This window comes from Streptomyces sp. Root431 (assembly GCF_001426585.1).
In the GTDB taxonomy this organism is placed as follows: Bacteria; Actinomycetota; Actinomycetes; order Streptomycetales; family Streptomycetaceae; genus Streptomyces; species Streptomyces stackebrandtii.
In genome coordinates this window covers 346509-367933 of record NZ_LMEI01000006.1, presented here as the reverse complement: position 1 = coordinate 367933, position 21425 = coordinate 346509, and the positions used below count along the sequence as shown (strand labels likewise).

General features: G+C 71.1%; 21 protein-coding genes and 1 pseudogene. 12 read left to right on the top strand and 10 right to left on the bottom strand.

Going from position 1 to position 21425, the window contains the following annotated elements; genetic code table 11:
* The first annotated feature begins 135 nt into the window (after nucleotides 1-135).
* On the top strand, nucleotides 136-1503 hold the full coding sequence (locus ASC82_RS06135) for a pyridoxal-dependent decarboxylase (protein WP_056642662.1): 1368 nt from the start codon (nucleotides 136-138) through the stop codon (nucleotides 1501-1503).
* A 75-nt stretch (nucleotides 1504-1578) separates the two neighbouring features.
* On the opposite strand, the gene ASC82_RS06130 is transcribed toward ASC82_RS06135, so the two are convergent.
* The gene (locus tag ASC82_RS06130; RefSeq protein ID WP_056642659.1) at nucleotides 1579-2208 is read right to left on the bottom strand and encodes a hypothetical protein; all 630 of its coding nucleotides are present in this window, start codon (nucleotides 2206-2208) and stop codon (nucleotides 1579-1581) included.
* 334 nt (nucleotides 2209-2542) lie between these two features.
* On the opposite strand from ASC82_RS06130, the gene ASC82_RS06125 reads away from it, so the two are divergent.
* The gene (locus ASC82_RS06125; protein ID WP_056642656.1) at nucleotides 2543-3799 is read left to right on the top strand and encodes an extracellular solute-binding protein; all 1257 of its coding nucleotides are present in this window, start codon (nucleotides 2543-2545) and stop codon (nucleotides 3797-3799) included.
* Nucleotides 3800-4185: 386 nt separating this feature from the next.
* On the opposite strand, the pseudogene ASC82_RS30935 reads toward ASC82_RS06125, so the two are convergent.
* Nucleotides 4186-4396, bottom strand: a pseudogene (locus tag ASC82_RS30935) (hydrolase); the annotation flags it as partial.
* A gap of 389 nt (nucleotides 4397-4785) precedes the next feature.
* Here ASC82_RS30935 and ASC82_RS06120 point away from each other — a divergent pair.
* A complete protein-coding gene (locus ASC82_RS06120) occupies nucleotides 4786-5847 on the top strand; it encodes an NAD-dependent epimerase/dehydratase family protein (RefSeq protein WP_056642653.1) in 1062 nt (353 codons plus the stop codon).
* 6 nt (nucleotides 5848-5853) lie between these two features.
* On the opposite strand, the gene ASC82_RS06115 is transcribed toward ASC82_RS06120, so the two are convergent.
* Together ASC82_RS06115 and ASC82_RS06110 are read right to left on the bottom strand one after the other, a co-directional pair.
* Nucleotides 5854-6966: a HAMP domain-containing sensor histidine kinase gene (locus ASC82_RS06115; RefSeq protein ID WP_056642650.1), complete on the bottom strand. Its 1113-nt coding sequence runs from the start codon at nucleotides 6964-6966 to the stop codon at nucleotides 5854-5856.
* Nucleotides 6963-7694, bottom strand: coding sequence for a response regulator transcription factor (locus ASC82_RS06110; RefSeq protein ID WP_056642646.1), 732 nt, complete (start codon nucleotides 7692-7694; stop codon nucleotides 6963-6965). Before ASC82_RS06110 ends, ASC82_RS06115 begins: the two co-directional genes overlap by 4 nt.
* A 134-nt stretch (nucleotides 7695-7828) precedes the next feature.
* On the opposite strand from ASC82_RS06110, the gene ASC82_RS06105 reads away from it, so the two are divergent.
* Genes ASC82_RS06105 through ASC82_RS06095 form a run of 3 tightly spaced genes read left to right on the top strand, consistent with a single transcriptional unit; the run spans nucleotide 7829 to nucleotide 9797 of the window.
* On the top strand, nucleotides 7829-8506 hold the full coding sequence (locus ASC82_RS06105) for a glycosyltransferase family 2 protein (RefSeq protein WP_056643338.1): 678 nt from the start codon (nucleotides 7829-7831) through the stop codon (nucleotides 8504-8506).
* Complete coding sequence (locus ASC82_RS06100; protein WP_056642644.1) at nucleotides 8503-9135, top strand: TIGR04282 family arsenosugar biosynthesis glycosyltransferase; 633 nt, start codon at nucleotides 8503-8505, stop codon at nucleotides 9133-9135. Before ASC82_RS06105 ends, ASC82_RS06100 begins: the two co-directional genes overlap by 4 nt.
* Nucleotides 9132-9797, top strand: a complete 666-nt coding sequence (locus ASC82_RS06095; RefSeq protein WP_056642641.1) for a class I SAM-dependent methyltransferase — start codon at nucleotides 9132-9134, stop codon at nucleotides 9795-9797. The genes ASC82_RS06100 and ASC82_RS06095 overlap by 4 nt, the downstream gene beginning before the upstream one ends.
* Here ASC82_RS06095 and ASC82_RS06090 read toward each other — a convergent pair.
* Nucleotides 9773-10192, bottom strand: a complete 420-nt coding sequence (locus ASC82_RS06090) for a hypothetical protein (protein WP_242427565.1) — start codon at nucleotides 10190-10192, stop codon at nucleotides 9773-9775. The genes ASC82_RS06095 and ASC82_RS06090 overlap by 25 nt on opposite strands.
* Nucleotides 10189-11358 (bottom strand): molybdopterin-dependent oxidoreductase, encoded by a 1170-nt coding sequence (locus tag ASC82_RS06085; protein ID WP_056643332.1) that lies wholly within the window; start codon nucleotides 11356-11358, stop codon nucleotides 10189-10191. The genes ASC82_RS06090 and ASC82_RS06085 overlap by 4 nt, the downstream gene beginning before the upstream one ends.
* Before the next feature lie 114 nt (nucleotides 11359-11472).
* On the opposite strand from ASC82_RS06085, the gene ASC82_RS06080 reads away from it, so the two are divergent.
* Both ASC82_RS06080 and ASC82_RS06075 read left to right on the top strand, forming a co-directional pair.
* On the top strand, nucleotides 11473-12951 hold the full coding sequence (locus tag ASC82_RS06080; RefSeq protein WP_079039077.1) for a glycosyltransferase family 87 protein: 1479 nt from the start codon (nucleotides 11473-11475) through the stop codon (nucleotides 12949-12951).
* Nucleotides 12952-12972: 21 nt separating this feature from the next.
* Nucleotides 12973-13293, top strand: a complete 321-nt coding sequence (locus ASC82_RS06075) for a hypothetical protein (protein WP_056642638.1) — start codon at nucleotides 12973-12975, stop codon at nucleotides 13291-13293.
* Nucleotides 13294-13671: 378 nt separating this feature from the next.
* Here the strand turns inward: ASC82_RS06075 and ASC82_RS06070 are convergent, their stop codons facing one another.
* From ASC82_RS06070 to nhaA, 3 genes are all read right to left on the bottom strand, one after another.
* Entirely contained in the window at nucleotides 13672-14208 is a 537-nt protein-coding gene (locus ASC82_RS06070) for a DM13 domain-containing protein (RefSeq protein WP_242427597.1), read from the bottom strand.
* A gap of 263 nt (nucleotides 14209-14471) precedes the next feature.
* Nucleotides 14472-14726: a hypothetical protein gene (locus tag ASC82_RS06065; protein WP_056642632.1), complete on the bottom strand. Its 255-nt coding sequence runs from the start codon at nucleotides 14724-14726 to the stop codon at nucleotides 14472-14474.
* 11 nt (nucleotides 14727-14737) lie between these two features.
* Nucleotides 14738-16039: a Na+/H+ antiporter NhaA gene (gene nhaA, locus ASC82_RS06060; RefSeq protein ID WP_056642629.1), complete on the bottom strand. Its 1302-nt coding sequence runs from the start codon at nucleotides 16037-16039 to the stop codon at nucleotides 14738-14740.
* A gap of 267 nt (nucleotides 16040-16306) precedes the next feature.
* Here nhaA and ASC82_RS06055 point away from each other — a divergent pair, with 267 nt between their 5' ends.
* On the top strand, nucleotides 16307-16615 hold the full coding sequence (locus ASC82_RS06055; RefSeq protein WP_056642626.1) for a DUF3040 domain-containing protein: 309 nt from the start codon (nucleotides 16307-16309) through the stop codon (nucleotides 16613-16615).
* Between the two features lie 87 nt (nucleotides 16616-16702).
* On the opposite strand, the gene ASC82_RS29885 is transcribed toward ASC82_RS06055, so the two are convergent.
* Complete coding sequence (locus ASC82_RS29885) at nucleotides 16703-17122, bottom strand: AAA family ATPase (RefSeq protein ID WP_242427564.1); 420 nt, start codon at nucleotides 17120-17122, stop codon at nucleotides 16703-16705.
* A 324-nt stretch (nucleotides 17123-17446) separates the two neighbouring features.
* On the opposite strand from ASC82_RS29885, the gene ASC82_RS06045 reads away from it, so the two are divergent.
* The 3 genes from ASC82_RS06045 (at nucleotide 17447) to ASC82_RS06035 (ending at nucleotide 21113) form a co-directional block, all read left to right on the top strand.
* On the top strand, nucleotides 17447-18649 hold the full coding sequence (locus ASC82_RS06045) for an FAD-dependent oxidoreductase (protein WP_056642619.1): 1203 nt from the start codon (nucleotides 17447-17449) through the stop codon (nucleotides 18647-18649).
* A 270-nt stretch (nucleotides 18650-18919) separates the two neighbouring features.
* Nucleotides 18920-20008 (top strand): ABC transporter permease, encoded by a 1089-nt coding sequence (locus ASC82_RS06040; protein WP_199862474.1) that lies wholly within the window; start codon nucleotides 18920-18922, stop codon nucleotides 20006-20008.
* Nucleotides 20009-20159: 151 nt separating this feature from the next.
* Complete coding sequence (locus tag ASC82_RS06035) at nucleotides 20160-21113, top strand: sigma-70 family RNA polymerase sigma factor (protein WP_079039074.1); 954 nt, start codon at nucleotides 20160-20162, stop codon at nucleotides 21111-21113.
* Nucleotides 21114-21425 lie beyond the last annotated feature (312 nt).

The window sequence follows — 21425 nt, the reverse complement described above, 5'->3', positions numbered from 1 at the left end:
CGCAGCCAGTACGTGTCGAACCACCGCCCGGCTCTCTGGACCGTCGACCTGGGTCCCGCGTCAGGTGCGCGCCGCTCCTGCCGTCCGACCGCGGTCGGCTTGCGGGGCGGCTGCGACGGTCGCATAGTCCGAGGTATGGACGCGCGCGAGGCGGCGCTCCGGCAGGCGTACGACCATGCTGTCCGGTGGCTGGCGAGCCTGCCCGACCGCCGGATTCCCGCCCGCGCTTCGGTCGACGAGATCGTGAGCGCGCTCGGCGCCGAACTGCCTGCCGGTCCCAGCACGCCCGCCGACGTCGTCGACCTGCTGGCCACGGCCTGCGAGCCGGGGCTCACCGCGTTCCCCAGCGGCCGCTTCTACGGCTTCGTGGTGGGCGGCACCGAGCCGGCCGCGCTGGCTGCCGACTGGCTGGTCAGCGCCTGGGACCAGAATTGCGTGATGCGCACCGTCTCGCCCGCGTACGCGGCGGCGGAGGAGATCGCCGGCGCCTGGTTGCTCGATCTGCTCGGCCTGCCGAGGGACAGCTCCGTAGGCTTCACCACGGGTGCGACGATGGCGAACTTCACGTGCCTCGCCGCCGCGCGGGACACGGTGCTGCGGCGCACCGGCTGGAACGTCGCCCGCGACGGCCTCACGGGTGGCCCGCCCGTGCGTGTCGTCGCCGGCGAGTCCCGGCACATGGCCATCGACCTGGCCCTGCGCTACCTCGGACTCGGTCGGCCCGACCTGATAGCGGCGGACGATCAGGGACGCATCGACCCCGAGGCCCTGCGGGAGGCGCTGACGGCCGGCGGACAGAGCCCCACGATCGTGATCCTCCAGGCCGGCGACATCCACTCCGGCGCCTTCGATCCCTTCGCCGCGAGCATCCGTGCGGCGCGCGAGACGGGCGCCTGGGTCCACGTCGACGGCGCGTTCGGGCTGTGGGCGGCCGCGTCGCCGCGCCGCGCCCATCTGATGGCGGGCTGCGCGGACGCGGACTCCTGGGCGACGGACGCCCACAAGACGTTGAACGTCCCCTACGACTGCGGACTCGCGATCGTGCGCGACGCGTCCGCGGTCCGGGCAGCGATGGGCCAGCGGGGCGACTACCTCATCCAGCACGAGCAAGGCGACCCCATCGACAAGGTGCCCGAACTCTCGCGGCGCGGCAGAGCGTTCACCGTGTGGGCCGCCCTCAGGTCCCTCGGCCGATCAGGTGTCTCCGACCTCGTCGACCGGCTGTGTCGCCACGCCTCCGCGTTCGCCGCCGGCATCGCCGGGATCGACGGCGCGACCGTTATCAACGAGGTCGCGTTCACACAGGTCTGCGCCGAGTTCGGCAGCGACGGACGTACCGACCGTGTCCTCGCCCGGCTGCTCGACGACGGCACGGCGTGGATCAGCGGCTCCACCTGGCACGGCAGACGCGTCATGCGGATCTCGGTGAGCAACTGGTCGACCACCGACGACGATGTGACGCGCACGCTCGACGCGATCCGGCGCGCGGCCGCCGGGACCTGACGACAGTCGAACCGCCCGTCGCGCGCAGCACCACGTCGGCGCGGGAGGGGTTAACACAGGTGCCGGCACGAGGCTTCAGTCGTCGAGCGGCGATTCACCAGCAGCCGAGCGGCGCCCCCCGATGGAGGCGACCAACGCGTCCGCCACGATCGCCGCATCTGCCTCGGCGACATCCGCCGGGTATTCCGGGAGCAGATCGTCCCAGACGGGCATCCACGATCCGTACAGCTGGGCCTGTCCCTCGGGCCGCGCGAAGAACCAGATGTGCAGGTGCGCGCCGCCATCCCCGATGCGGTAGACATGGGCTCGCGAAATATGCGGCAGGGCCTGCACGTGGCGGACGAGGTGCGTGGACAGGACCCCCAACTCGGCCGCCAGCTCGTCGGGCAGGTCGGCCATGTCATAGTGCTCAATCGGATGCAGCATGAGCACCAGCGGCACCCCGACTCCCGCGATCCGGGTCAGCCGCCACCTGTCGTTGAACCAGATCCCCGCGTCTCGGTCACGGCACGCCTCACAGTTCGACGGGTCCTCGCCGTGTCGCGGAGGCTCGGGCAGAACCGGAGGGCGCAGCGACGCGACGCGCAATCCGTCCGGTTCGAACGGGCTGACAGCCCACCCTGTCATGCGCGCGAGCGGGAGCCGACGCTCACCATCCGCGGCGGCAAGCGCGTGGTCGTAGAACTCATCAGGTCGCAAGGCCATGGTGCGAAGACTAGTTCGGCATCGACGCCCGGTGAGGGCCGGGGTGACGTGACTCCTCCCAGGTGGGGGGCACCGAGCCGGCGCGGCACCAGGTCCAGCAGCCGTGGGCAGTGCCAGGCCAGCGTTGCCCACGTCGAATGTCGGGCGCACAGGTTTCTACGCGCGTCAAACAAGGCCCGGTATATCGGAAAACACCATGCGGAATCTTCTCCCTTGGAGCTATGGCCACAACATTCGGCAGGGGGCGCAATTCACCCGTGGGCCAGGAGAGAATTTCGGACGCACTGTCCAAAAAGATTCAGAGGAAAGACCCATGCGACGAAGACTCTCCGGCATGACCATCTCCGTGGCAGCGTTCGGGCTACTGGGCTCCCTCGTCACCGCCTGCGGCTCGTCCGGTAGCGACCCGACGACGTTGCGCCTGGTGGCACCCGAGTACGGCGCCGGCCCCGCGACCACCTCCAAGACGTACTGGGATGATCTGGCCACCGCCTTCACCGCCGCCCACCCCGGCATGAAGGTCGAGGTGACGCTCTACCCGTGGGCCGACATCGACAGCGAGGTCACCCGCATGGTCAAGGAGAACAACGCCCCGGACGTGGCTCTGATGGGTGCGTACTCCGACTTCGCCGCACAGGGCCGCCTTTACACCGCCAGCGAGGTGATGTCGGTCAGCACGGAGGCGAACTTCCTGCGGCCCCTCACGGAGGCTGGCTCGATCGACGGCGACCTCTACGGCCTGCCCTTCGTGGCAAGCAGCCGGCTGCTCTTCTACAACGCGGAGCTGTTCGACGAGGCAGGCGCGAAGCCGCCGAAGACCTGGTCGGACCTGAAGGACGCGGCCCAGGCGCTGAAGAAGGAGGGCGTTCTCTACCCGTACGCCCTGCCGCTCGGCCCCGAGGAGGCGCACGCCGAGGCCCTGATCTGGGAGCTGAGCAACGGCGGCGGGTACACCGACACCAGCGGCGGGTACAGCATCGCGTCCGAGCAGAACGCGCAGACATTCCGCTGGATCAAGGCCAACCTGGTCGCGCCGGCCCTGACCGGCCCGGTCCCGCCGGCCGAGCTCAACCGGCAGGACGCCTTCGCCGCCTTCCTGCGCGGCGACGTCGGTATGGTCAACGGCTATCCCTCACTCCTTCACGAGGCGAGGGCGAAGGGCATGAAGGTCGGCACCCTGAGCATGCCGGTGTCGGACACGCTGGACGACAGGGAGACCCCGCCGGCAGCGGGCGTCGCCGACTGGATGATGGCTTTCAAGCACGACGGCAATCGCGAACTGGTGGGCTCGTTCCTGAACTTTGTCTACCAGGACAAGAACATCAGCGAATTCGCCGGGCGCTACCACCTGTTGCCGTCGACGGTGTCCGCCACCCAGTCATCCCGGTACGCGGCGGCGGACCCCAGCGCCGAGCAGTTCCTCGCCGCACTGCGCACTGCCCAGCTCTACCCTGTCAACGACCCGTCCTGGCTGCAGGTCAGCAATACCATCAAGCGGAACATCGGCAAGGCCGTCGCACCCTCGGCCGACCCGAAGACCGTCCTGGAGCACATCGCCCAGCAGACCCGGGACGTGGCGCAGCAAAGGTAGCGGTCTCCGGAAGCTGCGGGGACCGTCTCCTCCGCCGCCGGTTCACCCGCTCTCCGGTTCTTTCGTCTGCCTGCCGTTCCCTCGTTCCGCCCGGCGCCCGTGTCCCTGCGGATGCGGCAAGCGGGCCGTAGGGCGTCGACCGGACGCCTGGCTCGTCACTCGCGCAGCACCCACAAGGTGGCGCGAGGAGACGACTCTCCCCATCGCTCGGCAGGGGCGCGACAGCAGGCCATGGAGGCTGGGCGCACACGACCCGCCCGGACTATGGTGTCCCACCACATACGCCGCTGACCTGCGTCTTCCTACGGTAGGGCGACACCGAATCATCCCCGCCCTGCCTGGCGTGGTGCACATGACTGCCGCAACACCCTCCCCGACCCGGCCCGGCCGGGCCTGTCGCGGTCGATGCGGTGGATCCGCAGCCGGTCGTTGCCGCGGTCGCTGACCACCGCGACGTCGCGTGCTGCCCAGGCGCACGCCGTGGACCGGGTCGACGTTGTTGAAGCGGCCGGGCTTGTCGTCGGTGCCGGGTCCGGCCGGGGCGGGGATGGACTGCACCCGGCGCGCGTCCAGGTCGTAGACCCGCAGGCCGCCCTGCGATCGAAGACGGACAGACCAGTACGCGAAGCTCCTGGCGGACACGGGTGATCCTGGTCGAGAACCCGTCCACCAAGAGCTTCGTCGTTGCGCAGGACCGTCCAACTCGCGGTCAACGAAACCAGCTTGGAAAAGGCTCGATGCCCCCTGGCCGCCACTCAAGAGGTATCCGGGAAGTGCTGTTCTGACGGGCGCCAGCCACTCGATTTCCGATTCAACGCCGGCGAGGTGCCACCCGGAGGGGCTGTCGCGCCCTCTGGCCTTCCATCGCGCAGGACCCGCATTGCCTCGCCCTCATGCAAAGCTGCATGCCCCACCAAGATGACGGAAGTCTTACGACCCGGCGTGCTGATCCCCGACAAGAAGAGCTTCTCCGTAGCGTCGTCCGCATGCGTGTACTCGTCACAGGCGGAGCCGGGTTCATCGGCTCGCGCATCGTTGGTTCCCTCCATGAGGCCGGCCACGAGCCGGCCGTGCTGGACGTCTTGCTTCCCAGCGCGCACCCCACCGTCTCCGAGCCTCCCGCCGGGGAGTTCCTGCGGGTGGACGTGCGGGATGCGTCGGGTGTGCGGGCGGCGTTGCACGGGGTCGACGCCGTCTGCCATCAGGCCGCGATGGTAGGTCTCGGGAAGGACTTCACCGACGCGCCCGCCTACGTCGGCTGCAACGACCTGGGTACGGCCGTCCTGCTGGCCGGGATGGCGGAGGTGGGCGTGCGGCGCCTCGTTCTCGCGGGGTCGATGGTGGTGTACGGCGAGGGCCGGTACGACTGTGCTCGTCACGGGGTGGTGCGGCCGGGCCCGCGTCGTCCCGAGGACTTGGCGGCGGGGCGCTTCGAAACGTGCTGCCCCCACTGCGGCGCCGCGCTTTCGTCCGGCCTGGTCGGGGAGGACACGCCGGCCGACCCCCGCAACGTGTACGCCGCAACGAAGCTGGCCCAGGAGCACCTGGCCGCTTCCTGGGCCAGGTCCACCGGCGGCACGGCCGTCTCCTTGCGCTACCACAACGTGTACGGGCCGGGGATGCCCCGTGACACGCCCTACGCGGGCGTCGCCTCCCTCTTCCGTTCCGCGCTCGCCCGCGGCGAGGCGCCTCGGGTCTTCGAGGACGGCGGGCAGCGTCGCGACTTCATCCACGTGACGGACGTTGCCGCCGCCAACGTCTGCGCGTTGGAGGCCGATACGCCTCCGGTCGGTGTTCTCACCCCGTACAACACGGGCAGCGGGGATCCGCACACGGTGGGGGAGATGGCGGCGGCCCTGGCGCGGGCGCACGGCGGTCCGGGGCCGGTGACGACGGGTGAGTTCCGGCTTGGTGACGTCCGCCATATCACTGCGGACTCATCGCGGCTGCGGCGTGATCTCGGGTGGCGCCCCGAGGTCGGGTTCGCGGCCGGGATGGAGGAGTTCGCCCGGGCCGGGCAGCGCGCTTCGGCGGCCGTGGGCGGGTAGGCCGAGTCAGCCGGTCGCTGCGGGCAGGGTGACCTCGAAGCGGCAGCCGCCGGGCACGTTGCGGACCTCGGCCCGGCCGGCGTGGGCCTCGACGATGCCACGGACGATGGCCAGGCCGAGCCCCGCTCCGGCGGGAGGCGTGCGGGCTTCGGTGCCGCGCCATCCCGTGTCGAAGACCCTGGACAGGTGCTCGTCCGGGATGCCTCCGCAGCCGTCGGTGACGGAGACAACGACTGCCTCGTCCAGGCGCCGGGCGGCCACCGCCACAGTTCCGTCGACCGGTGTGTGGCGAATGGCGTTGACGAGGAGGTTGGCCAGCACTCGGGTCATCTCCCTGCCGTCCACCTCGACCGGAACCGCCTCGACCTCGTCGCCCACCAGGCGCACCCGGTGTTCTCTCGCGAGTGGGTCGGCGCCGCTCAGGGCGTCGCCGACGAGGTCGTACACGGATACCCGGCTGGGGTTGAGGGCAAGTGTCCCGGCGTGGATGCGGGAGAGTTCGAAGAGGTCGCCGACCATGCCGGTGAGGCGTTCGACCTCGGCGCGGATCTGCCGATGGTAGCGGGCCGGTTCGGCGGCCATGCCGTCTTCCAGGGCTTCCGCCATCGCCCGAAGCCCGGCGAGCGGGGTACGCAGGTCGTGGGAGATCCAGGCTACGAGCTCCCGGCGGGACGTCTCCAGGGCCCTTTCGCGTGTCCGGGAGGCTTCGAGCTTGGCGCTGGTCGCGGCGAGTTCCCGGGTGAGCGCTGCGAATTCGGCGGGGGCCTCCCCGTGCGGCGGGGCGAAGCTGCCGCCGTCGCCGAAGTCCCTCGTGGCCAGCGTCAGCGCGCGGCTTCCCGCCACCACCCATCTGCCCAGGACCAAGGCGGTGGCCAGGGAGACCAGAGAGGCCATGGCGACGACGACGGTGACGACCCACAGGTCGTGGGCGGAGAGGAACATCGCCTGGGCCACGGAGAGAGTTCCGGCGAGCATGGCGGTGACGGTCACGGCGGCCACGACGGTGAGGGACACGGCGACCGAGCGGTGCCGTACGAGCCGGAGGGCGAGCGCCCCGACGAGCCCGGCACAGGCGGCTCCCACGAGGGCGAACGCGGCGATGAGCAGGACATCCTTCATCCGACGTCCTCCTGTGAGGGAGCTGCCTCGAAGCGGTAGCCGACGCCCCAGACCGTCTGGATCAGAGCGGGCCTGGCGGGGTCGTCCTCGATCTTGGCGCGGAGTCGCCGAACGTGCACGGTGACTGTGGACAGGTCGCCGAAGTCCCAGCCCCACACTTTCCGCATCAGCTTCTCGCGGCTGTGTGCCGCGCCGGGTTGTTCCATGAAGTACGTGAGGAGGTCGAACTCGCGCAAGGTGAGGGCGAGCGTGTCTCCGGCGCGGGTGGCCCTGCGGGTCCCCGGGTCGACGGTCAGGTCGCCGGCGCGTAGGACGCCCCTGGGCACGGCCCCCACGACGACGCGGTCACGGCGGAGCACGGACGAGACGCGCAGGACGAGTTCCCGGGGACTGAAGGGTTTCGTGACGTAGTCGTCGGCGCCCACTTCGAGCCCCGTGATGCGGTCCTCCTCGTCGCTCCGGGCGGTCAGCATGATCACCGGAACGTGCGCGGTCGCCCGCAGCCGTCGGCAGACCTCAAGGCCGTCCAGGCCGGGCAGCATCAGGTCGAGGACGACCAGGTCCGGCCACCGCTCCCCCGCCCGGCGCAGGGCGCCTGGACCGTCCGCCGCGCGCTCCACGGCGAACCCGGCCCCCTCGAGGTAGCCGGCAACGACCTCGGCGACCGTCGGATCGTCGTCCACCACCAGGATCCGGGCGGCGGGAGGGGAGACACTGTGCTCGCTCATGCGGCACAGCCTCGCACCCATGCCTCCCCATGGTCACGGCCAGGCGGGCGGACCTCGCACGGCGTCCGCGTTTCGTAAGGACTTCCAGCGCCCCGACGCGCTCGGGGATTCCTACGGTGGGAGCCGTGAACTCCATGAGCGTAGACGTCGTCCTTCCGTGTCTCGACGAAGCCGAGGCCCTGCCCTGGGTGCTCGCCCGCGTCCCCGGCGACTGGCGGGCGATCGTCGTCGACAACGGCTCGGCCGACGGTTCCGCCGCCCTCGCGCGCAGCCTCGGCGCCACCGTGCTGCACGAGCCCCGTCGTGGCTTCGGCGCGGCCTGCCACGCCGGTCTCCTCGCCTCCGAGGCCCAGTTCGTCTGCTTCTGCGACTGCGACGCGTCTCTTGATCCCGGTCTGCTGACCGGCATGCTGGGCTCCGTGAGCGACGGCTCCGCAGACCTGGTCCTCGGCCGCCGACGCCCGACCGAGCGCGGGGCGTGGCCCCTGCACGCCCGGGCAGGAAACATGGCGCTGTCCCGACTGGTGCATCGGCGGACGGGACTGCGTCTGCGCGACCTCGGGCCGATGCGTGTCGCCCGGCGGGAAGCGCTGCTGTCCCTGGGCCTGACCGACCGGCGCAGCGGCTACCCCCTGCAGATGGTGGTGCGCGCGGCGGACGCCGGCTGGCGGGTGCGGGAGGTGGACGTGCCCTACCGCCCGCGTGCCGGGCGGTCCAAGGTGACGGGCACGTGGCGGGGCACCTGGCAGGCCGTGCGGGATATGCGCCGGGTGCTGGACGAGGCCGCGCCGGTCATGGGTGAGCGCGCATGACGGCCCTCCTCGTCATCGCCAAGGAGCCGCTGCCCGGCCGGGTCAAGACCCGCCTCACTCCCCCGTTCACGCCCGGACAGGCCGCCGCCCTCGCCGAAGCCGCTCTCTGCGACACCCTTGCCGTGGCCGCGCGGGTTCCTGCCGACCGGCACGTCTTGGTGCTGGACGGAGAGCCCGGCGCCTGGCTGCCCTCTCGCTTCAACGTCGTTCCCCAGGTGGCCGGCGGGCTCGACGTGCGACTGGCCGCCGCCTTCGCGGGGTGTGACGGGCCGGCGCTGCTCATCGGTATGGACACTCCGCAGATCACTCCCGCGCTGCTGACCGCGGCCGTCTGCTGGGACACGTACGACGCCTGGTTCGGACCCGCCACGGACGGCGGCTTCTGGGCCCTCGGGCTGCGATCACCTGATCCTTCGCTCCTGCTCGGCGTCCCCATGTCACGGGCCGACACCGGCAGCGCGCTGTACGAGCGGCTCCGCTCGGCCGGACTGCGCATCGGTCGGCTGCCCGTCCTACGGGACGTGGACACCGCCGAGGACGCGCGCCTCGTGGCCACCGGTGCCCCGGGCACCCGCTTCGCGGCCCTCCACGCCGTACTGTCCTCGTCCCGTGCGGGAGCGAGGACGTGACCACGACGACGACCGCATGGCGCGCCGACCCCTATACCGACGCCCTGCGCACAGGGCAGGGGCCCCTCTACCTCAGCCGGGATGACGGGTGGCTGCTGCCGTTGGAGGTCGAGCGGTGGTGCGCCGCTCCCGACCCCGCCGACCTGTCCGTCCTGGAGCGCTGCCGGGGGTCGGTTCTCGACGTCGGCTGTGGTCCGGGGCGGCTCGTCGCCGCCCTGGCGGTCGACGGTCGCCGAACGTTGGGCGTCGACGTCAGCAGCGAGGCCGTCGCGCGCACGATCGGGCTCGGCGCGACGGCCCTGTGCCGCTCGGTGTTCGACCCGCTCCCGGCGGAGGGACGCTGGGACACGGCCCTGCTCATCGACGGCAACATCGGCATCGGCGGCGATCCGGCTGCCCTGCTGCGCCGGCTGCGGCAGGTCGTGTCCGGGTCCGGCCGGGTGGTCGCGGAGTGCGCGGCCTTCGACGTCGACGAGCGGTGTGAGGTAAGGGTGGTGGACGGTCGGGGAGGCCGGGGCGAGCGGTTCCCGTGGGCCAGGGTCGGGGTGCCCGCCCTGGCCGCGCACGCGGCCGCGGCGGGTTGGGCGTTGCGCGAGCGGTGGGAACGGAGGGGCCGCCGTTTCGCTGTCCTCACCCGTCAGCCGTCCTCGGCACCCCGCTGACGAGCGTCTCGCCCCCTCCGTACGAGGATGGACACCCCCGCCACGGCGGCCACCACCACCAGTACGATCGCCAGGTTGCGCCCGTAAGGCAGCGGTAGCGCGGACGGGTTGGGCGGCTCGCCCGGACGGACCAGCAGGGGCAGGGTGACGAGCACCAGACCTCCCGCTGTGATCAGCGCCCCTCTCAGCACGCCCCGGTAACGCTCACCCACGAGCAGCAGTCCGACCGCGAGGACCAGGGGGGCGAAGACCCCGTCGTGCAGGACGAGGGCCCCGGCCAGCCAGAGGAGGACACCGGCCGGTTCGGGCTCGGCCGCCACCAGCCAGGCACCGGTCCCGATCATGAGGATGCCGAGTCCGCCGAGCGTGTACCTCAGCGTGTTCGCGGTCCTCACAGCACCTCCAGGCGGTGCACCCATTTGGTCTGAAGCACCCCGGGGCGGTTCGGGGCGATGATCCGGGCCGGAAATCCGTGATCGAGGGAGAGGGCCCGTCCGTTGAGCGTGAGGGCGAGCAGGCTGAGCGGGTCGTCGACGTACTCGGCGCCCATGTCCATGATCCGGTAGGTACCGGTCGTCTCCAGCGAGGTCACCCGCACGCCGTCGCGTCCCGGGCGTCCCCCCGCCCGCTCCACCAGATCCCGCACCGGTACGCCTTCCCAGCCGGCTTCCACGCTCCAGCCCTCGACGCAGGCGATCGGCAGCCGGGCCGCGGCCCGCGGCAGCTCGCCCAGGGCGTCGAGCGTGAGCGTGTACGGGCGCGGCCCGGTGACCTCCAGCCGCCACGTCCGGAGGCTCCTCGCCGAGATGCCCGCGGCGGCTGCGGTCCGGTTCACCGGGAGCCCCTGCGGACCGTGGTCCGGGTGCCGGGGAGCCAGCAGGTCCAGGGCCTTCAGCGCGGTGAAGGACTGCCCCACCGTCGTCAGGGTGACCGCGCCGACGGCCGCTCCCGTGCCGATCAGAAGTGAGCGGCGGTCGAGGGCGTCCTCGGCGGGCAGGGTGAGCGTTCCCTCCGACCCTCTTCCCCAATGGGCTCTGATCTCGGGCGCCTTGACGGCGACGTGCAGCATGATCGAGCCGGTCACGATCCAGGCGACGGCGAAGTGGACGGGTACGAAGGAGAAAGGCCAGGGGTACCACTCGGCGATGTTGAGCAGACCGGTCAGTACCTGGAAGACGGCGGAGGCGACGAGGACCGCGACGGAAAGCCGCTCCAGCGCGTGCCGCCATGACCGCACCGGCGGCCACACGAACAGGCGGGGATAGACCGTCCACAGCTTCACCAAGAGCAGCACGATCGCCGCCAGACCGGTGGCGACGTGCAGCCCTTGTGTGAGCCGGTACCCCCAGACCGGCCGGGGCGGCAGATGATCGGCCAGCCAGTCCGGCGGGTGCTGGAGGTAGTGGCTCACCAGGCCGGTGGCGAAGCACACCGCGAAAGCGGCGCCGAGCCAGCGACCGACAGCGGTCGCCGTCCGCGCGTCGTGGAGACGACCGGTGAAGGTGGGCGGGCAGAACGCGGACAGAGCGGCCGGTCGCCGTAGGCGGGGTCGGAGGGTCATGGCGTCCATGACACCGCCGACGGCCGCCGATCGGGGGCTCCGACACCTTACGGAACCCGAACGCCGCCCCGCGGCGCCGCCCTTACCGTCGTACACCGTGCCAGGCTGCGCCTCATGTCTGGTGCCCGTCCGCTCGCCCTCACCGCTCTCGTGGTCGTGGCCTTGGCCGCCGCCTCGGCCCACCTGCTCAGCGGGGATGCCGTCGGAGTCGGCTTCCTCCTCGGCTACGCGGGTTGCTGGGCGGTGTTCGCGGCCGCCGTGGTCGCACTGCGCTGGACTCCCGACAGGGCGGTGGTTCCCCTGGTGCTCGCAGGGGCGGTCGTGGTGGCCGCCACCGGGTTGGTGGCGGCACCGCGTACGAGCACGGACTCGTACCGGTACGCGTGGGACGGCCGCGTGCAGGCGGCGGGGATCTCCCCGTACGACCACGCTCCCGCCGACCTGGCGCTCGTCACGCTGCGCGATGCATGGCTCTTCCCCGCCGCCGAGGCGTGTGCGGACGGCGCGGACCTGACACCGCTGACCGACGGCGGCTGCACCCGCATCAACCGGCCTGCCGTGCACACGATCTACCCGCCCGTGGCCGAAGCCTGGTTCCTGCTGGTCCATGGGGTTTCTCCGCCCGACAGCCGCCACCGGGCACACCAGACGGGAGCCGGCATCCTCTCTCTCGCGGTGACCGGCCTGCTGCTCGTCGTCCTGCGGAAGCGTGGGGAGCCGCGCCGGGCCGCGCTGTGGGCCTGGTGTCCCGCCGTCCCCGTCGAGGCCGTCAACAACGCTCACATCGATGTCCTCGCCGTGCTGTTCTCAGTGGCCGCCTTCACCCTCGTGGCCCGCCACCGCGTCACCGGCGGCGCCCTGCTCGGGCTGGGGATCGCCGTGAAGCTGCTGCCCGCCGTGCTGCTTCCGGGAGCCCTCTCCGGGGCGCGCCGCCCACGCGCCGCCCTGGCGGTCATCGTTCCGGCCGTGGTGATGGTCGGCGCGGTGTACCTGCCGTACGTCCTGCTGTCCGAGGGTTCCGTCCTCGGTTACCTGAGCGGATACGCGAAGGAGGAGGGCTACGACGACGCCGACGCGGGCGGACGCTACGCCCTACTGCGGCTCGTCCTGCCCGACGCGTGGGCCGCGCCCGCCGTCCTGCTCGTCATGACGGTCGTCGCCCTCGCCGTGTGGAGGCGCGGCGACCCCGAATACCCCTGGCGCGGCGCTCTCCTCACCATCGGAACGGCCTTCCTCCTCCTCACCCCCGGCTACTCCTGGTACGCGCTCCTCCTCGTCGCCCTGGTGGCGCTGGGCGGCCGGGTGGAGTGGCTGGGCGTCGCGTCGGCCGGCGCCGTCGCCTACCTCGCAGGCCCGGAGACGGGACAGGGGCCAGTGACGGCGGCGTACGGGATGGCCGCCGTGGGCGTGCTGGCAGGCGCGGCTGTGCGGCACCGCAGGATCCCGTGGCGTCCCGCGCCGGAGAGGAAGCAACGCCAGCCGGGCTCGCCATCACGGCCGGGCCGGCGCCTCGGCGTCGGCCCGGCCACCACGTCGAGCGGGGCGGAATCACCGCCCGGATCTTCAGCCGTTCCACCGACAGGGCTAGGGTGAATCGCACTCACGATCGCAAACATGTCAGACCGCGACATCACACGGGGCTCTGTGTCGTTCGACGACGAATGGGCCGGCATCAGGACTGCGACGAACGACCAGCAGACCGCGATGCGCCTCAACCAACTGGACGGCGGAGGGGGAGGTGGTGGATCGCAGCAGTTCGGAACGCTGAAGGTCGAGCAGACGGATCTCGCGGCCATCGGTGACGCCGCATTCAAGCTGCGGCAGCGGCTGGGCACCGATGGTGATCAGGCCAAGGCCAGCACGCAGGAGGCCGGCATGGCGATGAAGCTGGACTTCGCGCTCGGCCCGGCTCTCGCCACGATGGCCGAGAAGTAGCGCAAGCAGGTCGACACGCTGGAGAGGGCGCAGCACTGGTGGATCTCGATGCGCCAGCTGGGAGCGCGTGAACGCCACGGTCACCAGGGAGTTCATCGGCAAGACGGCCAAGGAGTTCGCCGACGCAGCCACGCAGGCAACCAGCATCGCCAACATCCTCAAGGACACGACCGGCTCAACGCCGTCGGCTACGCCTGGGCTTTCTCCTCCGTCACCGCCTCACCGGGTGTCAAGGCTCACTACCGGCCGCCGCGATCACGGGGACTGGCACGCCTCAGCCCAGTGCGGGCCGCCCTCCATGCGCTCACCGCGGCGAAGGTGTCAGCGAGCCCCCGGGCGCGCATCGCGCCGCGGGTCAGTTCCCGGGATTCCGGCCGGTCAGACGCGGGCGAGGGCGGCAGCTCCGAAGGAGACGTCGAACCGGTCGCACCAGATGCTGACGCTGGGGTACTTCGACCAGTCGACGTCCGCGGGCAGGGGATAGTTCTGGTCGCCCTTGTTTCCCTTGAGCTTGGCGAGGCTGACGTACTGGCCGTCGTCGAAGACTCCCCACCCGGCCTTGCCCTCCTTGACCGGCGCGTCGCTCAACCAGACGCGTAGATCGGGGCCGTTGCTCGTGTCGAGTCCTTCCAGCCGGAGCGTGTGGGTGCCGTCGGCGAGACGGACCACCTTCACCGTGCCGGTGGTCGCGTGCTCATGGCTGATGAACGTGCCCTGCGCGACCGTGACCGGCTCGGCGGGCGGTACGGTCACCGAAGCCGATAGGCCCGGGTCCGTCGTCGGTGTGCCGGCGGGTGGTGTCGTGGACGGCGCGACCGCAGAGGGCAGCGCCTCATGGACCGTCTCGTCCACCCACAGGGCCCACGGCTTGAACCACGCCAGCCCTGCCGCCACGACCAGTACGACGGCGGCCACCAGGACCGCCCATGGCTTCCTGCTCCGGCCACGTTCCACTGGCACTCTCCCGCTTCTTTTCGCCGTCACCATCTGACCGTCATCCAACGCTGCTTGGCGCCTGCGCGGAAGAACCCGGCGGGTGACGAAAGTCTTACCCTCCCTGGGCCCCGCTGCGCATGGGCGATAAGTTCCCGGCGCGTCGGGCGGTCCGTGAGGCAGGCCGTGAGCGGCACCGGGTACTTGCCCCCATACGCCACGCTCGCAGGACGTGCGACACGGGCTCAGCCCTCCTTGTGGCAGATACGGGCCACGAGGAATGCCGCAAGACCTGCCCAGGGCAAGTGGGCCGGGCCGGACAGATGCCAGCACAAGGCGCCCAGCACCGCGGCCGTGATGAGGAGCACGACAAGTGCTCGCCCGTTCCTGAGGAACACCCACTCCTGCTGGGCGCTTCCCGGCTGCTTCATCTCGTGCACGGCGGTGCGGATGACCAGAAGGGCGAGCACGACGGCCGCGCCGATCAGCGCCGGGGCCATGCCTTGGTCGTTCACCTCGCGCCGCCGGGTCGTGCGCCGGTCTGGTAGATGTCGGGAATGCCGTCGGCGTCGTCGTCGCGTTCCTCGTCCTCCCACAGTTGCTTGTAGACGCGGTTGCGGCGGCGCAGCAGCACGGCGGCGAGGGTGGCGGCGATGAGGGAGCCGACCAGGACGGCGGCCTTGACGTGTTCGGCTTCGGGACCTGTCGGGAAGGCGAGTTCGCCGATGAGGAGGGCGACGGTGAAGCCGATTCCGGCCAGGGTGGCGAGTCCGAAGACGTCTGCCCAGGCGAGGTCGGGGTTGAGCTGGGCGCGGGTGAAGCGTGCGGCGAGGTAGGTGCCCAGGAAGATGCCGAGGACCTTGCCGACGACGAGGCCGATGACGACGCCGAGGGGTTCGGGGTCGGTGAAGACGTGGCCCAGCGCGCTGCCCGAGACGCCGACACCGGCGGCGAACAGGGCGAAGAGGGGGACCGCGACGCCGGCGGAGAAGGGATGCACCAGGTGGGAGACACGGGCCGCCGGGGACCGTGCCTCGCCCTGGTCACGGGTAGTGCGCAGGATCAGGCCCATGGCCACTCCGGCGACGGTGGCGTGGACGCCGGAGTTGTACATCAGCGCCCAGACCGCGATCCCGAGGGGCACGTACCACCACCAGCCGCGCACCCTGAGGCGCTGGAGGACGTAGAAGACGGCGAGCCCGGCGAAGGCCGCGCCCAGGGCCCAGAAATTGAGGTCGGAGGTGAAGAAGACGGCGATGATGAGGATGGCACCGAGGTCGTCGACGACGGCCAAGGTGAGCAGGAAGGCACGCAGCGCGGAGGGCAGGTGGGTGCTGAGGACGGCGAGGACCGCCAGAGCGAAGGCGATGTCCGTGGCCATCGGCACGGCCCAGCCCTTAAGGCTCCCGCCCCCGATGGTGACAGTGAGCACGTAGAGGGCGGCGGGGACCGCCATGCCGCATACGGCGGCGACGACGGGCAGCGCGGCGGTGGCGGGAGTGCGCAGCTCGCCGACGACGAACTCGCGTTTCAGCTCGATGCCGGCGACGAGGAAGAACACCGCGAGCAGGCCGTCGGCCGTCCAGTGGGCGACCGACAGGTCCAGGTCGAGGGCGGGGATGCCGAAGTGCAAGTCGCGTATCTGCTCGTACGCCTCGCTCCACGGACTGTTCGCCCATGCGAGCGCGACGACCGCGGCGGCGAGCAGGACCAGTCCCCCGACGGTCTCGGTGCGCAGGGCCTCGGCGACGGCCTGCCGTTCGGGCCAGGGCAGCAGGCCGAGAATCACCTTGCGCGGGCGTGACTGCGTCATGGGGGAAAGGCCTCCGGGATGGGTTGACGGGCGGGCACAAGGCCCCTCGACGCCGACCAGACTTCCCGGCACACCAGCGCGTCGCATTGACGCGTTCTTTACACCCTAGCGAGCGCCGGGGGACCTCGCCAGGGCGTCTCTCGGCTGGCCCGACCAACCGCTGTGACCCCGAAAGGGCGGGCACGGGACAGGACGGGCACACTCCGAAGAGAAGGGACGCGGCAGCTACGTCTGTCCACCGCTCTTGTCCGCACCAAGGCGGTCACCATGAGTTACTCCACCGACGACCAGCGGATCCTCGGCGAAATCGAGCGGGGCCTCACCCGCGACGACCCCGCCCTGGCCACCCTGATCGACGCGCTGAACCAGCAGTTCCCGGAGACACCCGAGCGACCCAAGGCCGCCCGATCCGCTCGCCGCAGCCCTCGCGTCGTGGCCGCCGTCGTGCTGTCCGTCATCGCGCTGCTTGCGTTGATCCTCACAGCCGTTCTGGGCGCCACACCCACTCCGCCCGCAGAGGAAGACGGGCCACCCGCGCCACGCCCCGCCGCCATGGCCGTGCACCCTGAGCCGTGACCGAGTCCTCAAGGGCGGGCTCGGTGGCGCGAAGGCCGGTCACCGGGTAACCGGCGAGAGCCTTGATCAGGGCGTCGGGGCTGTCGATCACCTGACCGCTGAGGGTGGTGCAGGTGGTGTCGAGGCGTAGCCGGTCGGCACCGGGCAGGTCGGCGAACGCGTGCGGAGGCACCGGTGTCTCGAAGGTGACCTCGACGTCTCTGACGGCTCCGGCCCGCAGGTGGGCCACGGTGTCGAGGGCGACGAGGCGCCGTCACGGATGATGCCGATGCGGTCGGCGACCGCTTCGACCTCGCTCATCACATGGCTGGACATGAAGACCGTCCGTCCGGCCGCCGCCGTCTTGCTGACCAGATCCAGGAAGGTCTGCTGCACCAGGGGGTCGAGCCCTGAGGTCGGCTCGTCCAGGACGAGGAGCTCGGCCCGGACCAGAACACCCGGATCCGGAAGCTGTCCAAACCGCCTCGTCCAGAAGTACAGCGACAGCCTCGTTGCGGGCGCAAGCACGCGCGGCGGTCCGCTGCCGAAAGGCTTCCGTTTCTACGGCTTCCAGCACACGGCCCACACCCTCGCCACCCAGCCCCGCGCCACGTTCGGCGACTTCGCACGAAAATCTCTTCCGCTCGGCGAGCATGACGTCGATGTCGACGATGATCAGCATCAGATCACCTTGTTCGGCTCAGCCTGCATCTGCGCTGCCCGGGCGTCGTGAGCAGCAGTGGGCGAAGCCCCTGCCGTTCCGTGACCCACGTCACATCTATTTCCTGTCAGGAATCGGGGCGCTGTTCCGCTCAAGTCACCGAGAGCCAAGCGAACCGACAGGAGCAAGACATGAAGCACCGCATCGTCGTCCTCGGAGCCGGCTACGCCGGGGCCTACGCGGCCGGGACCCTGGCCCGTCGGCTGTCCCCCAAGGACACCGAGGTCACCGTGGTCAACGCCGAACCGGACTTCGTCCAGCGGCTGCGGCTGCACCAGCTCGCGGCCGGCCAGGAGATCGAGGCTCCGCAGCTCGCCGACGTCTTCGCGGGCACGGAGATACGGCTGCGCCTGGCCCGTGTCACGGCCGTCGACCCCGAGCGCCAGGTCGTCGCTGTGGCCGACGCCGACGGCGTCGGTGAGCTCGGCTATGACACGCTTTTCTACGCGCTCGGCAGCCACGGTGACGACCGTGGCGTCCCCGGCGTGGCCGAGCACGCCTTCGACGTCGCCGCCCGGCCCTCCGCGCTGCGCCTGCGGGAGCGCCTGGACAGCCTGGAGAAGCGGGGCAAAGGCGTGAATGTGCTGGTCGTCGGCGACGGGTTGACCGGAATCGAGACCGCCACCGAGATCGCCGAATCCCGGCCCGGCCTGTCGGTGACGCTGGTCGCCCGCGGGGAACTGGGGGCCCAGCTCTCCGCCGCAGGCCGCGGCCACCTGCGCCAGGTTTGCGACCGGCTGGGCGTCGCCGTCCTGGAGCACACGAGCGTCGAGGCCGTCGAAGCGACGCGGGTGCTGTGTGCCGACGGAACCGCCCTGGCGGCCGACGCGACCGTGTGGACGGCCGGGTTCACGGTCAACCCCATCGCCGCCGCGAGCGGTCTTGAGGTCACCGAGAACGGTCGGATCGTGGTCGATCGCACCATGCGGTCGGTCTCGCACCCCGACGTCTACGCCGCCGGCGACAGTGTGTACGCCGTGGGCGACAACGGCCGGCCTCTGCCCATGTCCTGCGCCTCGGCCGGCTACACCGGCCGGCAGGCCGTGGACGCGATCGTCGGACGCCTGACCGGCAGCAAGATCGCGAACACCAAGCTGGAGTACCCGGGCAACCACATCAGCCTCGGGCGGCGGGACGGGATCCTGCAGATGGTCGACGACGAAGGGCAGGCAAAGCCGACGTACATGGGCGGCCGCAAGGCCGCCCGGATCAAGGCCGCCATCGTCAGGATGTCGCTGTGGGCCACCTCGCACCCGACCTTCGGCCTGCCCAAGCGCAAGCACCACCTGGCCACCGCGCCGAAGGCGTGCCCTGCCGAGAAGACGGTCGCGTAACCGCCTTCCGGTCGTATTTCCACATCGTGAGCCACTCGACGCCGTGGTTACCGGTGAGTCCACCGTGGCACACGGCAACACGGCAACCCGGCAACCCGGCAACCGTTCCCTGCCTGTCCGCCGAACTCGAAGGCGTCCTGGCAGTCCACGTCGAGAAGGCCCCCATCAGCGGCGTCTGCTACGTCCGCGATCCGGAAGAGCCGACCGGGCCGAGTCCGAAACCCCGCGCGCCCGGCCCGGCGATGAACTCCCTCCTCTGAAGGAGAAGGCATGTCCACTCAGGCCGCGCCCGCAGCCGACGCGTCGCCTTCACCCTGGCCGACCGTGGCCAGGGCAGTCGCCTTGCTCACGGTGAGCATCAGCCTGCTGCTCACCGCCTTCGCCTGGCCGTCGGTACGCTCATCGGTGCATGACGTGCCGATCGCCGTCGCCGGGCCCGCCCCCGCCGTCAAGCAGATCGCGTCCGTGCTCGACCAACGGCTTCCCGACGGCTTCCAGATCACCGAGGTCGCCGACACCGCCGCCGCCGAACGGCTGATCCGTGACCGCGAGGTGTACGGGGCGATCGACCTCGGCTCCGGCACACCGCAGGTCATCACCGCGTCCGCCGGAAGCGTCGCCGTCGCCCAGACCTTGAACAGCATCGCGACCGGCCTCGGCCAGGCGCAGGGAACCGGCACCGCGGTCGCCGCCCGCGACCTCGTCCCGCTGCCGGCCGACGACCCGCGCGGCTCCGGACTGGCCGCCGGAGTCCTGCCGTTGGTCATGGGCGGCCTGCTCGCCGCCCTGCTGTTGACCAGGCTCGTCCGCGGCAGCGTCCGCCGTGTCACCGGAGCGCTCGCCTTCGCCGTCACCGGCGGACTTGCCGTGACGGCGACCCTCCAATTCTGGTTCGGCTCACTCGACGGCTCCTACTGGGCAAACTGCGGCGCCATCGCCCTGGCCATCGCGGCCACCTCCCTGACCATCCTCGGTCTCGAGTCACTGCTCGGGTACGTCGGCTTCGGCCTCGGCGCCGCCACCATGATGCTCATCGGCAACCCCCTGTCGGGCACCGCGACCGCACCCGAGATGCTGCCCGGCCGGTCCGGCACCCTCGGCCAACTGCTTCCGCCCGGGGCCGGTGGCCAACTGCTGCGCTCCACCGCCTTCTTCGACGGTCACGGCGCCGCCCAATCCGCCACCACACTGGCGGCGTGGCTCACGCTTGGTCTGGTGCTGTGCCTGGCCGGCAACCTGCGCCGCCGTCCTGTCGCCACCGTCGAGGGCACGGCCGCGCAGCCGGCCACGCATGCGACGGTCTGCCTCCCACACACACAGCACCCGCCGGCTCAGGACGTGTCGTCGACCGGGCCGTGACGGATGCGCCCAGGTGGGCACAACAGGGACCTCGCCGGGGACCCTCGCGCCACGACCGACCTCTCCCTCCACCGGCTCAGCGTGCAACACCCCACCCACGCAAGAAGAGCCCCGAGGCGAGCCTTCTGCCCTACCACTTAGGGTGGTTCGCATGGACCGCACCGCCACTGATCGCTTCGACGCCAGTCGGTTCGAGGCCAGCCGGAACCGGCTGGCCTCGCTGGCATACCGGCTGCTGGGCTCCGCCGCCGACGCCCAAGACGCCGTGCAGGACGCGTTCCTGCACTGGCAGGCCGCCGACCGGAAGCAGATCAAGGTGCCGGAGGCATGGCTGACCAAGGTCGTCACCAACCTGTGCCTCGACCGGCTCCGCTCGGCACAGGTCCGCCGCGAACGCACCGCCGGTGCCTGGTTCCCCGAACTGCTCCTCGACGGTGACCCGATGCTCGGCCCGGCCGACACCTTCGAGCAGCGCGAATCGGTCTCCCTGGCCATGCTGATCGTCATGGAGCGCCTGTCACCCGTTGAGCGGGCCGTCTACATCCTGCGCGAGGCGTTCTCCTACGGCCACGCCGAGATCGCGGAGATCCTCGACCTCACCGAGTCCGCGAGCCAGCAGCACCTCCACCGCGCCCGGACCCGCATCACCGCCACGCGCCGCCGCCGCGGCGAAGTCGACCCGGCGTCCGCCCGCAGGATCGTCGAGGAATTCCTGACCGCTGCCACCTCGGGCCGCACCGAACGGCTGGTGGCGCTGCTCACCGACGACGTGATCGCGCTCTCCGACGGCGCCGGCCTGGCCGAGAAGCTGCTGCGGTACGACACTCCGCAGCGCGTCGCCGCCGTCATGCGGGGCGGCTTCAAGCCCACGCCCGCGAAGCGGCGGCTTGCCGGCGGCGCGCCCGCCCTCCACTACGCGGTCGTCAACGGCGCCCCCGCGATCCTCTTCGTCCTCGGCGGCCAGGTCCTGGGCGCCGTGACGTTCGACGTCGCCGAAGACAAGGTCGCAGCCGTGCGCGGCATTGCCGCCCCCGCCCGCCTCGTTCGCCTCACCGAAGCGTGGCGGCAACACGAACCGGACACGCCACTGATCGCCCAGTGGTGACCCGACGCCGACCCGACGCGGCGTCGGCGTCATCGCGCTCGGCCTGTGCGGGGTGGCGGGGCGTCGCCAGGTGACGCGGCAGTGACTGCGAGGCACTAGCATGATCACGACAAGGAGCCCAGGTCGCTGACCCGGACCTTCGCTCAAGAGCGGATGACGGGAATCGAACCCGCGCTGCAGGCTTGGGAATCACCCGGCACTTTCACCTGTTCGTGGGCAGCCCTCTTCGGCCGTGGCATCGACGATCGGGATCCCCCCATACGCCTCCCCGTACGGCATCGGTCCTCTTCTGACCGCTCCCAGGAACCTCGC